General features: G+C 53.3%; 15 protein-coding genes, 1 pseudogene and 1 riboswitch. Of the genes and pseudogenes, 8 read left to right on the top strand and 8 right to left on the bottom strand.

From position 1 onward, the window contains the following. Nucleotides 1–2: 2 nt before the first annotated feature. Genes hlyD through AACS80_RS00525 form a run of 4 tightly spaced genes read left to right on the top strand, consistent with a single transcriptional unit; the run spans nt 3 to nt 4,970 of the window. Nucleotides 3–998, top strand: a complete 996-nt coding sequence (hlyD, locus tag AACS80_RS00540; RefSeq protein ID WP_130205709.1) for a secretion protein HlyD — start codon at nt 3–5, stop codon at nt 996–998. Continuing rightward, on the top strand, nt 991–2,727 hold the full coding sequence (locus tag AACS80_RS00535; protein WP_130205113.1) for an ATP-binding cassette domain-containing protein: 1,737 nt from the start codon (nt 991–993) through the stop codon (nt 2,725–2,727). Before hlyD ends, AACS80_RS00535 begins: the two co-directional genes overlap by 8 nt. After that, complete coding sequence (locus AACS80_RS00530; RefSeq protein ID WP_125097825.1) at nt 2,720–3,853, top strand: ABC transporter permease; 1,134 nt, start codon at nt 2,720–2,722, stop codon at nt 3,851–3,853. The genes AACS80_RS00535 and AACS80_RS00530 overlap by 8 nt, the downstream gene beginning before the upstream one ends. A 10-nt stretch (nt 3,854–3,863) precedes the next feature. Then, on the top strand, nt 3,864–4,970 hold the full coding sequence (locus tag AACS80_RS00525; protein ID WP_000469031.1) for an ABC transporter permease: 1,107 nt from the start codon (nt 3,864–3,866) through the stop codon (nt 4,968–4,970). Here AACS80_RS00525 and AACS80_RS00520 read toward each other — a convergent pair. Further along, on the bottom strand, nt 4,932–5,342 hold the full coding sequence (locus AACS80_RS00520; RefSeq protein WP_025237330.1) for a YbhQ family protein: 411 nt from the start codon (nt 5,340–5,342) through the stop codon (nt 4,932–4,934). The genes AACS80_RS00525 and AACS80_RS00520 overlap by 39 nt on opposite strands. Before the next feature lie 132 nt (nt 5,343–5,474). On the opposite strand from AACS80_RS00520, the gene AACS80_RS00515 reads away from it, so the two are divergent. From AACS80_RS00515 to AACS80_RS00505, 3 genes are read left to right on the top strand one after another with little or no spacing between them, the layout of a single operon-like run. Further along, nucleotides 5,475–6,236: an endonuclease/exonuclease/phosphatase family protein gene (locus AACS80_RS00515; RefSeq protein WP_135409733.1), complete on the top strand. Its 762-nt coding sequence runs from the start codon at nt 5,475–5,477 to the stop codon at nt 6,234–6,236. Next, on the top strand, nt 6,233–7,474 hold the full coding sequence (gene clsB, locus AACS80_RS00510; RefSeq protein ID WP_130205109.1) for a cardiolipin synthase ClsB: 1,242 nt from the start codon (nt 6,233–6,235) through the stop codon (nt 7,472–7,474). The genes AACS80_RS00515 and clsB overlap by 4 nt, the downstream gene beginning before the upstream one ends. Beyond that, nucleotides 7,474–8,430 (top strand): lysylphosphatidylglycerol synthase domain-containing protein, encoded by a 957-nt coding sequence (locus AACS80_RS00505; RefSeq protein ID WP_135409732.1) that lies wholly within the window; start codon nt 7,474–7,476, stop codon nt 8,428–8,430. Before clsB ends, AACS80_RS00505 begins: the two co-directional genes overlap by 1 nt. A 35-nt stretch (nt 8,431–8,465) precedes the next feature. On the opposite strand, the pseudogene AACS80_RS00500 reads toward AACS80_RS00505, so the two are convergent. From AACS80_RS00500 to moaA, 7 genes and pseudogenes are all read right to left on the bottom strand, one after another. Further along, a pseudogene (locus AACS80_RS00500) lies at nt 8,466–8,654 on the bottom strand (Bax inhibitor-1/YccA family protein); the annotation flags it as partial. Between the two features lie 119 nt (nt 8,655–8,773). Beyond that, a complete protein-coding gene (locus tag AACS80_RS00495; RefSeq protein ID WP_135491049.1) occupies nt 8,774–9,478 on the bottom strand; it encodes a Bax inhibitor-1/YccA family protein in 705 nt (234 codons plus the stop codon). Between the two features lie 135 nt (nt 9,479–9,613). Beyond that, nucleotides 9,614–10,066, bottom strand: a complete 453-nt coding sequence (gene moaE, locus AACS80_RS00490) for a molybdopterin synthase catalytic subunit MoaE (RefSeq protein ID WP_000852287.1) — start codon at nt 10,064–10,066, stop codon at nt 9,614–9,616. A 1-nt stretch (nt 10,067) separates the two neighbouring features. Then, nucleotides 10,068–10,313 carry a molybdopterin synthase sulfur carrier subunit gene (gene moaD / locus AACS80_RS00485; protein WP_000598612.1) on the bottom strand — a complete coding sequence of 82 codons (246 nt, stop codon included), beginning with the start codon at nt 10,311–10,313 and terminating at the stop codon, nt 10,068–10,070. After that, the gene (gene moaC / locus AACS80_RS00480) at nt 10,306–10,791 is read right to left on the bottom strand and encodes a cyclic pyranopterin monophosphate synthase MoaC (RefSeq protein WP_000080885.1); all 486 of its coding nucleotides are present in this window, start codon (nt 10,789–10,791) and stop codon (nt 10,306–10,308) included. The genes moaD and moaC overlap by 8 nt, the downstream gene beginning before the upstream one ends. A gap of 2 nt (nt 10,792–10,793) precedes the next feature. Continuing rightward, nucleotides 10,794–11,306 (bottom strand): molybdenum cofactor biosynthesis protein B, encoded by a 513-nt coding sequence (gene moaB, locus AACS80_RS00475; RefSeq protein WP_000084634.1) that lies wholly within the window; start codon nt 11,304–11,306, stop codon nt 10,794–10,796. A gap of 21 nt (nt 11,307–11,327) precedes the next feature. Then, nucleotides 11,328–12,317 carry a GTP 3',8-cyclase MoaA gene (gene moaA / locus AACS80_RS00470; RefSeq protein ID WP_135409731.1) on the bottom strand — a complete coding sequence of 330 codons (990 nt, stop codon included), beginning with the start codon at nt 12,315–12,317 and terminating at the stop codon, nt 11,328–11,330. Then, a riboswitch (molybdenum cofactor riboswitch) is annotated at nt 12,305–12,449 on the bottom strand. It overlaps the preceding gene by 13 nt. Before the next feature lie 265 nt (nt 12,450–12,714). Between moaA and yvcK the strand changes: the two genes are divergently transcribed. Then, nucleotides 12,715–13,623, top strand: a complete 909-nt coding sequence (gene yvcK / locus AACS80_RS00465; RefSeq protein ID WP_130214903.1) for a uridine diphosphate-N-acetylglucosamine-binding protein YvcK — start codon at nt 12,715–12,717, stop codon at nt 13,621–13,623. Nucleotides 13,624–13,710: the final 87 nt, after the last annotated feature.

The following is a 13,710-nucleotide window of genomic DNA, read 5'->3' as shown; positions in this document are numbered from 1 at the left end:
TGATGAAAAAACCTGTCGTGATTGGACTGGCGGTAGTGGTACTTGCCGCCGTGATTGCCGGAGGCTACTGGTGGTATCAAAGTCGCCAGGATAACGGCCTGACGCTGTATGGCAATGTGGATATTCGCACCGTAAATCTGAGCTTCCGTGTCGGTGGTCGCGTTGAATCGCTGGCGGTGGACGAAGGTGATGCGATCAAAGCGGGTCAGGTGCTGGGCGAGCTGGATCACAAGCCATATGAGATTGCGCTGATGCAGGCGAAAGCGGGCGTTTCGGTGGCGCAGGCGCAGTATGACCTGATGCTTGCCGGGTATCGCGATGAAGAAATCGCTCAGGCTGCCGCCGCTGTAAAACAGGCACAGGCCGCTTATGACTATGCGCAGAACTTCTATGCCCGTCAGCAAGGATTGTGGAAAAGCCGCACCATTTCGGCAAATGACCTGGAAAATGCCCGCTCCTCGCGCGACCAGGCGCAAGCCACGCTGAAATCAGCACAGGATAAATTGCGTCAGTACCGTTCCGGTAACCGTGAACAGGACATCGCCCAGGCAAAAGCCAGCCTCGAACAGGCACAGGCGCAACTGGCGCAGGCGGAACTGAATTTACAGGACTCAACGCTGGTAGCACCGTCTGATGGCACGCTGTTAACCCGCGCGGTAGAGCCTGGCACGGTGCTCAATGAAGGTGGCACAGTGTTTACCGTTTCACTAACGCGTCCGGTGTGGGTGCGCGCCTATGTTGATGAACGTAATCTTGACCAGGCCCAGCCGGGGCGCAAAGTGCTGCTTTATACCGATGGTCGCCCGAATAAGCCCTATCACGGACAAATTGGCTTTGTCTCGCCAACCGCTGAATTTACGCCGAAAACCGTCGAAACGCCGGATCTGCGTACCGACCTCGTCTATCGCCTGCGTATTGTGGTGACCGACGCCGATGATGCGTTACGCCAGGGAATGCCGGTGACGGTACAATTCGGTAACGAGGCAGGACATGAATGATGCCGTTATCACACTGAACGGCCTGGAAAAACGCTTTCCGGGCATGGAAAAGCCCGCCGTCGCGCCGCTCGATTGTACCATTCATGCCGGTTATGTGACGGGGCTGGTGGGGCCGGACGGTGCGGGCAAAACCACGCTGATGCGGATGCTGGCGGGATTACTGAAACCCGACAGCGGCAGCGCCACGGTGATTGGCTTTGATCCGATCAAAAACGACGCTGCGCTGCACGCCGTTCTCGGCTATATGCCGCAGAAATTCGGCCTGTATGAAGATCTGACGGTGATGGAGAACCTCAATCTGTACGCGGATTTGCGCAGCGTCACCGGTGAAGCACGTAAACAGACTTTTGCTCGTCTGCTGGAGTTTACGTCTCTTGGCCCGTTTACCGGGCGCCTGGCGGGCAAGCTCTCCGGCGGGATGAAGCAAAAACTCGGCCTGGCCTGTACCCTGGTGGGCGAACCGAAAGTGTTGCTGCTCGATGAGCCCGGCGTCGGCGTTGACCCTATCTCACGGCGCGAACTGTGGCAGATGGTGCATGAGCTGGCGGGCGAAGGGATGTTAATCCTCTGGAGCACCTCGTATCTCGACGAAGCCGAGCAGTGCCGTGACGTGTTACTGATGAACGAAGGCGAGTTGCTGTATCAGGGAGAACCGACGGCCCTGACGCAAACCATGGCCGGACGCAGCTTTCTGATGACCAGCCCGCACGAGGGCAACCGCAAACTGCTACAACGCGCCTTGAAACTGCCACAGGTCAGCGACGGCATGATTCAGGGGAAATCGGTACGCCTGATCCTCAAAAAAGAGGCCACGCCAGACGATATTCGCCATGCCGACGGGATGCCGGAAATCGACATCAACCCAACCACGCCCCGCTTTGAAGATGCGTTTATTGATTTGCTGGGCGGTGCCGGAACCTCGGAATCGCCGCTGGGCGCAATATTACATACGGTGGAAGGCACACCTGGCGAGACGGTGATCGAAGCGAAAGAACTGACCAAGAAATTTGGTGATTTTGCCGCCACCGATCACGTCAACTTTGCCGTTAAACGTGGGGAGATTTTTGGTTTGCTCGGGCCAAACGGCGCGGGTAAATCAACCACCTTTAAGATGATGTGCGGTTTGCTGGTGCCGACCTCTGGTCAGGCGCTGGTGCTGGGGATGGATCTGAAAGAGAGTTCAGGTAAAGCGCGCCAGCATCTCGGCTATATGGCGCAAAAGTTTTCGCTCTACGGCAACCTGACGGTCGAACAGAATTTACGTTTTTTTTCTGGTGTGTATGGCTTACGCGGTCGGGCGCAGAACGAAAAAATCTCCCGCATGAGCGAGGCATTTGGCCTGAAAAGTATCGCCTCACATGCCACCGATGAACTGCCATTAGGTTTTAAACAGCGACTGGCGCTGGCCTGTTCGCTGATGCATGAACCGGACATTCTGTTTCTCGACGAACCGACTTCCGGCGTTGATCCCCTCACCCGCCGTGAATTTTGGCTGCATATCAACAGCATGGTAGAAAAAGGCGTCACGGTGATGGTCACCACCCACTTTATGGATGAAGCAGAATATTGCGACCGCATCGGCTTGGTGTACCGTGGGAAATTAATCGCCAGCGGCACGCCGGACGATTTGAAAGCACAGTCGGCTAACGATGAGCAACCCGATCCCACCATGGAGCAAGCCTTTATTCAGCTGATCCACGACTGGGATAAGGAGCATGGCAATGAGTAATCCGATCCTTTCCTGGCGTCGCGTGCGGGCGCTGTGCGTCAAAGAGACGCGGCAGATCGTTCGCGATCCGAGTAGCTGGCTGATTGCGGTAGTGATCCCACTGCTACTGCTGTTTATTTTTGGATACGGCATTAACCTCGACTCCAGCAAGCTGCGCGTCGGGATTTTACTGGAACAGCGTAGCGAAGCGGCGCTGGATTTCACCCACGCCATGACCGGTTCGCCCTACATCGACGCCACCATCAGCGATAACCGTCAGGAACTGATCGCCAAAATGCAGGCGGGAAAAATTCGTGGTCTGGTGGTTATTCCGGTGGATTTTGCCGAACAGATGGAGCGCGCCAACGCCACCGCACCGATTCAGGTGATCACCGACGGCAGTGAGCCGAATACCGCCAACTTTGTGCAGGGGTATGTCGAAGGGATCTGGCAGATCTGGCAAATGCAGCGAGCGGAGGATAACGGGCAGACTTTTGAACCGCTTATTGATGTACAAACCCGCTACTGGTTTAACCCGGCGGCGATAAGCCAGCACTTTATTATCCCCGGTGCGGTGACCATTATCATGACGGTCATCGGCGCGATTCTCACCTCGTTGGTAGTGGCGCGAGAATGGGAACGCGGCACCATGGAGGCTTTGCTCTCTACGGAGATTACCCGCACGGAACTGCTGCTGTGTAAGCTGATCCCTTATTACTTCCTCGGTATGCTGGCGATGTTGCTGTGTATGCTGGTGTCGGTGTTTATTCTCGGCGTGCCGTATCGCGGTTCGCTGCTGATTCTGTTTTTTATCTCCAGCCTGTTTTTACTCAGTACCCTGGGGATGGGGCTGCTGATTTCAACGATTACCCGCAACCAGTTCAACGCCGCTCAGGTCGCCCTGAACGCCGCGTTCCTGCCGTCGATTATGCTTTCCGGCTTTATATTTCAGATAGACAGTATGCCCGCGGTGATCCGCGCGGTGACGTACATTATCCCCGCACGTTATTTCGTCAGCACCCTGCAAAGCCTGTTCCTCGCCGGGAATATTCCAGTGGTGCTGGTGGTGAACGTGCTGTTTTTGATCGCTTCGGCGGTGATGTTTATCGGCCTGACATGGCTGAAAACCAAACGTCGGCTGGATTAGGGAGAAGAGCATGTTTCATCGCTTATGGACGTTAATCCGCAAAGAGTTACAGTCGCTGCTGCGCGAACCGCAAACCCGTGCGATTCTGATTTTACCCGTGCTGATTCAGGTGATCCTGTTCCCGTTCGCCGCCACGCTGGAAGTGACCAACGCCACCATCGCCATCTACGATGAAGATAACGGCGAGCACTCGGTAGAACTTACTCAACGTTTTGCCCGCGCCAGCGCCTTTACCCATGTGCTGCTGCTGAAAAGCCCACAGGAGATCCGCCCGACCATCGACACACAAAAGGCGTTACTACTGGTGCGTTTCCCGGCTGACTTCTCGCGCAAACTGGATACCTTCCAGACCGCGCCGTTGCAGTTGATCCTCGACGGGCGTAACTCCAACAGTGCGCAAATTGCCGCCAACTACCTGCAACAGATCGTCAAAAATTATCAGCAGGAGCTGCTGGAAGGAAAACCGAAACCTAACAACAGCGAGCTGGTAGTACGCAACTGGTATAACCCGAATCTCGACTACAAATGGTTTGTGGTGCCGTCGCTGATCGCCATGATCACCACTATCGGCGTAATGATCGTCACTTCACTTTCCGTCGCCCGCGAACGTGAACAAGGTACGCTCGATCAGCTACTGGTTTCTCCGCTCACCACATGGCAGATCTTTATCGGCAAAGCCGTACCGGCATTAATTGTCGCCACCTTCCAGGCCACCATTGTGCTGGCGATTGGTATCTGGGCGTATCAAATCCCCTTCGCCGGATCGCTGGCGCTGTTTTACTTTACGATGGTGATTTACGGTTTATCGCTGGTGGGATTCGGTCTGTTGATTTCATCACTTTGTTCAACGCAACAGCAGGCGTTTATCGGCGTGTTCGTCTTTATGATGCCCGCCATTCTGCTTTCCGGTTACGTTTCGCCGGTGGAGAACATGCCAGTATGGCTGCAAAACCTGACGTGGATTAACCCTATTCGCCACTTTACGGACATTACCAAGCAGATTTATTTGAAGGATGCGAGTCTGGATATTGTGTGGAACAGTTTGTGGCCGCTACTGGTGATAACGGCCACGACAGGGTCAGCGGCGTACGCGATGTTTAGACGTAAGGTGATGTAACTTCTTATCTTTCGCCAGTAACGACACTACCGCCGGGCCGGCAAGGATTGCCAGCCCGGCAACGGCCAACAAATAGTTATTTTCCAGTACGCGGGACAGCAGCCACAGCACAATCAGCGCCGCGCCAAAATACCAGGTGGTGGTCAGCTCTTCCAGCACATCCGCCACCTCACGCCAGCGTTGCTCGGGGTGACGCTGAAACACCAGCATCATTACCACAGTGACACAATACAGCACGCATAATCCCACGCCGACGTGAACCAGAGTTTTACTCATCCAGCCCACCACCAGCAGCGCCACTACCAGTAAATGCAACATAATCTGCCAGCAACTTAGGCCAGTTGCGACACGAACACGTTGTTGCCACTTCATGGCTTCTCTCCTGAAGAATTTATCTCTACTTACTCAGAGTACCGAACTTTACGGAAAATTCCGTAAGACCGCACCTTTTTGTGACGCCGACTACACTATTTCAATGAGATAAGAGGCCAAAACGGGAAAATTATGCCCGATCAAACACAACACTTTTCGTTCAAGGTACTCACCATCAATATTCACAAAGGCTTTACCGCGTTTAACCGACGCTTCATTTTGCCGGAACTTCGCGACGCGGTGCGCACCGTCAGCGCCGATATAGTTTGCCTGCAGGAAGTGATGGGCGCGCACGAAGTTCATCCGCTGCATGTGGAAAACTGGCCCGATACCTCGCACTACGAGTTTCTCGCCGACACCATGTGGAGCGATTTTGCCTACGGTCGCAATGCTGTGTATCCGGAAGGGCATCACGGCAACGCCATACTGTCACGCTATCCCATTGAACATTATGAGAATCGTGATGTTTCGGTCGATGGTGCGGAAAAGCGCGGCGTGCTCTACTGCCGCATTGTTCCGCCGATGACCGGGAAAGCGATTCATGTGATGTGCGTACATTTGGGCCTGCGTGAGGCGCACCGTCAGGCGCAGATTGCGATGCTCGCCGAATGGGTGAATGAGCTGCCGGACGGCGAACCGGTATTGGTAGCGGGTGATTTCAACGACTGGCGGCAAAAAGCTAATCATCCGTTAAAAGTGCAGGCCGGACTGGATGAGATTTTTACCCGCGCCCACAGACGCCCGGCGCGCACGTTTCCGGTGCAATTTCCTCTACTACGACTGGACAGGATCTACGTCAAAAATGCCAGCGCCAGCGCGCCAACCGCGTTGCCGCTGCGGACATGGCGACACCTTTCTGATCATGCCCCTTTAAGTGCGGAGATTCATTTATGAAATGTAGCTGGCGCGAAGGCAATAAGATCCAGTTGCTGGAAAATGGCGAGCAATATTATCCCGCGGTGTTTAAAGCAATTGGCGAAGCGCAAGAGCGCATCATTCTTGAAACGTTTATCTGGTTTGAGGATGACGTCGGCAAACAGCTGCATGCGGCGCTACTGGCAGCAGCGCAACGCGGAGTAAAAGCGGAAGTCTTGCTGGATGGCTACGGTTCGCCGGATCTCAGCGATGAGTTTGTCAATGAACTGACGGCGGCTGGCGTGGTGTTCCGCTACTACGATCCCCGCCCTCGCCTTTTTGGTATGCGCACCAATGTGTTTCGCCGGATGCATCGCAAAATTGTGGTGATCGACGCGCGTATCGCCTTTATTGGCGGGCTGAATTACTCCGCTGAGCATATGTCCAGCTACGGTCCAGAGGCTAAACAGGATTACGCGGTACGCCTCGAAGGGCCGATTGTTGAAGATATTCTACAATTTGAACTGGAAAACCTGCCGGGGCAGAGCGCGGCACGACGCTGGTGGCGACGTCATCATAAAGCGGAAGAAAACCGCCAGCCGGGAGAAGCGCAGGTATTGCTGGTCTGGCGCGATAACGAAGAACATCGCGATGATATTGAACGCCACTATCTGAAAATGCTCACTCAGGCGCGGCGGGAAGTCATTATCGCCAACGCCTACTTCTTCCCCGGCTATCGATTTTTACACGCCTTACGTAAAGCGGCACGGCGCGGGGTGCGGATCAAACTGATCATTCAGGGCGAACCGGATATGCCCATTGTCAGAGTCGGCGCACGCTTGCTGTATAACTATCTGGTTAAAGGCGGCGTTCAGGTGTTTGAGTACCGCCGCCGCCCGCTACATGGCAAAGTCGCATTGATGGACGATCACTGGGCAACGGTGGGTTCCAGTAATCTCGACCCGCTCAGTTTGTCGCTGAATCTCGAAGCAAATGTCATCATCCACGATCGAAACTTTAACCAGACGCTGCGAGACAATCTTAACGGCATTATCACCGCCGATTGCCAGCAAGTGGATGAAAGTATGCTGCCAAAACGGACCTGGTGGAACCTGACCAAAAGCGTGCTGGCGTTCCACTTTTTACGCCACTTCCCGGCGCTGGTGGGCTGGCTTCCGGCGCACACGCCACATCTGGCGCAAGTTGATCCCCCCGCACAACCGGCAATGGAAACGCAGGATCGGGTCGAAACTGAAAGTTCGGGGATGAAGCCCTGATGAGTAAATCACATCCGCGCTGGCGCTTAGCAAAGAAGATCCTCACCTGGCTGTTTTTTATCGCGGTGATTGTGTTGCTGGTGGTCTACGCCAAAAAGGTGGACTGGGAAGAGGTCTGGAAGGTCATCCGCGACTACAATCGCGTTGCGCTGCTCAGTGCGGTCGGGCTGGTGGTCATCAGTTATCTGATTTACGGCTGCTATGACCTGCTCGCCCGCTTTTACTGCGGTCACAAACTGGCGAAACGCCAGGTGATGCTGGTGTCGTTTATCTGCTATGCCTTCAACCTGACGCTCAGTACCTGGGTCGGCGGCATTGGTATGCGCTATCGTTTGTACTCCCGGCTAGGGTTACCGGGCAGCACTATTACACGAATTTTCTCGCTCAGTATTACCACCAACTGGCTGGGCTATATTTTACTGGCAGGGATTATCTTTACCGCAGGCGTGGTGGAACTGCCGGATCACTGGTATGTCGATCAAACTACGCTGCGTATTCTCGGCATTAGCTTACTGATGATTATCGCGGTTTATTTGTGGTTTTGCGCTTTCGCGAAGCACCGCCATATGACCATCAAAGGGCAAAAGCTGGTGCTGCCTTCATGGAAATTCGCCCTCGCCCAGATGCTGATTTCCAGCGTTAACTGGATGGTAATGGGAGCGATTATCTGGCTGTTACTTGGTCAAAGCGTGAACTATTTCTTTGTACTGGGCGTGTTGCTGGTCAGCAGTATTGCCGGGGTAATTGTGCATATTCCGGCGGGAATTGGTGTGCTGGAAGCGGTGTTTATCGCGCTACTGGCTGGGGAGCATACCTCCAAAGGCACAATTATCGCCGCCCTGCTCGCTTACCGTGTGCTGTATTACTTTATCCCGCTGCTGCTGGCGCTGATCTGTTACCTGTTGCTGGAAAGCCAGGCGAAGAAGCTACGGGCGAAAAATGAAGCGGCGATGTGAAGTTCGGTTAAGTTCTTTAGTATGTGCATTTACGACTAATGAAAAAACCGCGTATGCCTTTGCCAGACAAGCGTTATCGCTATTGCTGCAAGTATCCCAAAGAGGCCGATAAAATAGTAATAGAGTGTTAATGCACCTGTAACAGCGCAACGAACCGGACTCCATAATTCTTCACTATGGCATTTTCCCGCCAGTGCAAGGAGCTTATTTCGTCCATGAAAGATGGATGCGAAAAACACAACCACCACGCCATAAATTGCTTTTTATACCAGACTCTTGTTTGTTATCGTTTTAAATAAAAAAATCCCGACACATGGCCGGGATATTGGTGGTGAAAAAAGAATTAACGACGATTGCCAAAAATTCGCAGCAACATCAGGAACAGGTTGATGAAGTCCAGATACAAGGTTAATGCGCCAAGAATGGAGTATTTGCGCAGGTTCGACACGTCGCGGGTATCAATCTGCTCACCCATATTTTTCAATTTCTGAGTGTCATACGCCGTCAATCCGACAAAGACAATCACGCCGATGTAGGTGACCGCCCACATCAACGCTTCGCTTTTCAGCCAGAAGTTGACCAGCGATGCCAGCACAATGCCGATCAACGCCATAAACAGCATATTGCCGAAGCCGCTTAAATCGCGTTTGGTGGTGTAACCGTACAGGCTCATTGCGCCGAACATCCCGGCAGTAACGACGAAGGTGCTGGCGATAGAGGCAGCGGTATAGACAATGAAAATACTGGAAAGCGTCAGGCCCGTCAGCGCTGAATAAAGCATAAAGAGCATGGTTGTCACACCTGCACTCAGCTTTTGAATCATCGCTGATAACACAATAACCAGAGCTAATTGTGCTATTACCAGACCAATTAAAAAGATGCGGTTGGTGAATAACAGCTCCATAACGGCGGCGGAATTGGCCGCATACCAGGCAACAAACGCGGTAAGCAGCAAGCCTACCGTCATCCAGCCATAGACCTGTGCCATATAGGTTTGCAGGCCAGCTCGGGTTTGTACAATTGAATCAGAACGTGGGAATCTGTCCATGACTTTCTCCTGAAGATATAAGGAATATCTTAAGGATACTGCAAATGATGGGGCTGTGCATCGACGCAGCGTAAACGCATGTACTGAGCGGTGAAATTGCCGGACGCAGCTATGCGGTATCCGGCCTGCTAAAAACTACCAGCGTTTTGCCGCCTGCTGATCGCTCTCCCGAGCTTCGACCCAGCGGTCGCCTTCCGGCGTGGCTTCGCGCTTCCAGAACGGCGCGCGGGTTTTGAGATAGTCCATTATAAACTGCCCGGCTTCGAACGCACTGCTGCGATGCGCACTGGTAACACCGACAAAAACAATTTCATCACCCGGCCATAATTCACCAATGCGGTGAATTACCGTGACGCGCCCCAGCGGCCAGCGGTTACGCGCTTCATCAACGATTTCCGCCAGTGCTTTTTCCGTCATTCCCGGATAGTGTTCGAGGGTTAATGCTTTGACGCTGTCTCCCAGGTTATGGTTGCGCACCTTACCGGTAAACGTGACCACTGCACCGTCTTCGTCACGCTCAGCCAGCCACGGGTACTCTTCCCCTACACTGAACGGCTGCGGGCCGACAACAATTTTGGTTTCTGCCATTTCAACCTCCGGTTACCGGCGGGAAGAAAGCCACTTCGTCGCCGTCAGTCAGCGGATGGTCAAAACTCACCAGCGTCTGGTTGACGGCAGCCAGCAATTTGCCATCTTCCAGCGCCAGCGCCCAGCGATCGCTCTGCGCAGCCAGATGTTGGCGTAACGCTTCAACGGTGGGGAAATCCGCAGCCACTTCGGTTGCATCCGTTCCCACCAACTCGCGTACCTGGGCGAAAAAAAGAACTTTAATCATCCGCTTCCACCTTAAAGTCACCTGATTTGCCACCGCTCTTTGCCAGCAAACGTACCGGACCAATCACCATATCTTTTTGCACCGCTTTGCACATGTCATAAATGGTCAGCGCCGCCACGGAGGCCGCGGTTAACGCTTCCATTTCAACGCCGGTTTTCCCGGTCAGGCGGCATAAGGTTTCTATACGTACCCGATTGTGTTCCGGCTCGGCCTGTAAATTGACTTCGACTTTACTGAGCATCAGCGGATGACACAGCGGGATCAGATCCCAGGTGCGTTTTGCCGCCTGAATACCGGCAATACGCGCTGTGGCAAACACGTCGCCTTTATGGTGGCGACCATCGATGATCATCGCCAGCGTCTCGCTACGCATGGTGACAAAGGCTTCCGCCCGCGCTTCACGTACAGTTTCCGCTTTGGCGGAAACATCCACCATGTGCGCTTCGCCAGCGGCGTTGATATGGGTCAGTTGCGACATACTTATTTCTTCAAATGTGGATGGAAATTACACGGACGCGTACGGGCATCCAGCTGCGGCGCGATGATATTTTCCCACGCGGTGCGGCACGCTTTGGTCGAGCCCGGCATGGCGAAAATCAGTGTCTTATTAGCGACGCCCGCTACCGCACGGGATTGCAACGTTGCGGTGCCAATCTCTTCGAACGACAGCATACGGAACACTTCGCCGAAACCTTCGACTTCACGGTCGAACAGCGGCAGCAGTGCTTCGGGAGCCTGATCACCTTCCGTCAGGCCAGTGCCGCCAGTAATCAACACCACTTGTACATCGTCACTGGCTATCCACGCAGATACCTGAGCGCGAATAGCGTAGCGGTTTTCTTTGACAATGGCTTTATCGACAACGTGATGGCCCGCTTCCTGCGCCGAATCGCGCAGATAGTGACCGGAGGTATCGTCTTCTTCACCGCGACGATTAGAAACCGTAAGAATAGCAATACGGGTCGGGATAAATTCAGTGCTTACCTGACTCATCTGATCTCTCCTTTTGACGTTTTATCCGCCAATGTACGATAAGTTTTGCGTAATACCGGTATTGTTTTGATGCAGGAAATGAGTCTGTTTTTTCTCCCGCAGCGCCGCTGAAATACGCGCTTCCAGCGCCTGTTGCTGGGTATCGTCTTCCAGCAGATCGCGCAGGTTAACGCCGCCTTCACCAAACAGGCAGAGATGGAGTTTACCAATGGAGGAGACACGCAGGCGGTTGCAAGTGGCGCAGAAGTCTTTTTCATACGGCATAATTAGACCAATCTCTCCGGCGTAATCCGGATGACAAAAGACTTGCGCGGGACCGTCGCTACGTTGACGTAATTGGTGGATCCAGCCGCGACGCAGTAGCTCGTCACGCAGAACCTGACCAGAGATGTGATGTTTACGGAATAGCTCGCTGCCCTCTCCCGTTTCCATCAGTTCGATGAAACGCAGCTGGATATGACGATGTTGGATCCAGTTCAGAAAGGTGTCGAGCTGGTGATGGTTGACATCGCGCATCAGCACGGTATTGACTTTGACCTTCTCAAAGCCCGCCTCAAATGCAGCATCGATGCCAGCCATGACCTGATTGAATTTATCCTGGCCGGTAATGGCATGAAACTGACGAGCGTCGAGACTATCAACACTGACGTTAATGCCCGTCAGTCCGGCATCGCGCCAGTTCGCCACGTCGCGTTCCAGACGGTAACCATTAGTGGTGACCGCAATCTGACGGATGGCGTCATTTTCCCGCACTGCGGCGATGATATCGGTAAAGTCGCGACGTAAAGACGGCTCTCCGCCTGTCAGACGGACTTTTTCGGTGCCCAGACTGGCAAAGGCGCGCGTGACCCGGCGAATTTCATCGACGGTCAGAAAGCCTTTATTGGTGACGCCGCTCGGCTTGTAGCCATCCGGCAGGCAATATGTGCAACGAAAGTTACACACATCGATAATCGACAGGCGCAAGTAATAAAACTTACGCGCAAATGCATCAGTCAGTTGTGAAGCCATGTACACCTTTCCAGATACGGGAGGCGAAGTCATTTCTTCCTTCGCCCTGGTGGCAACCTTTCAAAGCATTGTCACGGCCAAAGCACCATATCAGTTGACCCAGGTGCAGAGGCTAGAGTGTTTAGTGGTTATGCCGATACTAGCGCGTAAATGAGATTTTTACCATTCACCCTTTTCGCTATGTAATCATGTATATAGCGTCATGATCGGCCTATTTCGCTACAGAATAAGGGAAAATGGCGGTTTTACTTTGATATACATCATCAGGGATGCAGAGCGAATATTGTCCTTTGGGGGTAGAAAACTATGAGTTGTATCCTCAATATTGGCAGGCTAATTGCTGTTTCCCCGTAATTTGCGCTACTGTAGCGAGGATAATCTGACTTCAGGAATGTATATGCGCAATCGTACGCTGGCTGACCTTGATCGTGTCGTTGCTCTCGGCGGGGGGCATGGACTGGGACGCGTTCTCTCATCACTTTCGTCTTTAGGCTCTCGCTTAACGGGTATCGTCACCACCACGGATAACGGTGGCTCGACGGGACGTATTCGTCGCTCGGAAGGCGGTATTGCCTGGGGCGATATGCGCAACTGTCTCAACCAACTGATAACGGAACCGAGCGTCGCCTCCGCGATGTTTGAATACCGTTTTGGCGGCAATGGCGAGCTTTCCGGTCATAATCTCGGAAACTTGATGTTAAAGGCGCTGGATCACCTTAGCGTGCGGCCTCTGGAAGCCATCAATTTAATTCGTAATCTGTTGAAAGTGGACGCGCAATTAATTCCGATGTCAGAGCATCCCGTTGATCTGATGGCCATTGACGATCAGGGACATGAAGTTTACGGCGAGGTCAACATCGACCAGCTAACTACGCCGATTCAGGAACTACTGTTAACCCCCAACGTACCTGCCACCCGTGAAGCGGTGCTGGCAATTAATGAGGCTGACCTGATAATCATCGGGCCAGGCAGTTTTTATACCAGCCTGATGCCAATCCTGCTGCTTGAGGAAATGGCGCAGGCACTACGCCGCACGCCAGCCCCGATGGTTTATATTGGCAATTTGGGAAGAGAATTAAGCCTGCCTGCGGCGAATCTGAAGCTTGAAAACAAGCTGGCGATTATGGAGCAGTATGTCGGTAAAAAGGTGATTGATGCGGTTATTGTTGGGCCGAAGGTCGATGTTTCTACAGTTAACGACAGATTAGTCATTCAGGACGTACTGGAGGCCAGCGATATCCCCTATCGTCATGACCGCCAGTTATTACATAACGCACTGGAAAAGGCATTACAGGCTTTGGGTTAACGGGAAGTCGAAAGAAAATTCCGGCTTCCTATTGAAGACAAAGTACACGTTGTTCATGCCGGATGCGGCGTGAACGCCTTATCCGGC

It is taken from the genome of Escherichia sp. E4385, from assembly GCF_963883145.1.
Classification (GTDB): domain Bacteria; phylum Pseudomonadota; class Gammaproteobacteria; order Enterobacterales; family Enterobacteriaceae; genus Escherichia.
Note: the sequence above shows the minus strand (reverse complement) of the source record. Positions and strands in the feature narration are given on the sequence as shown.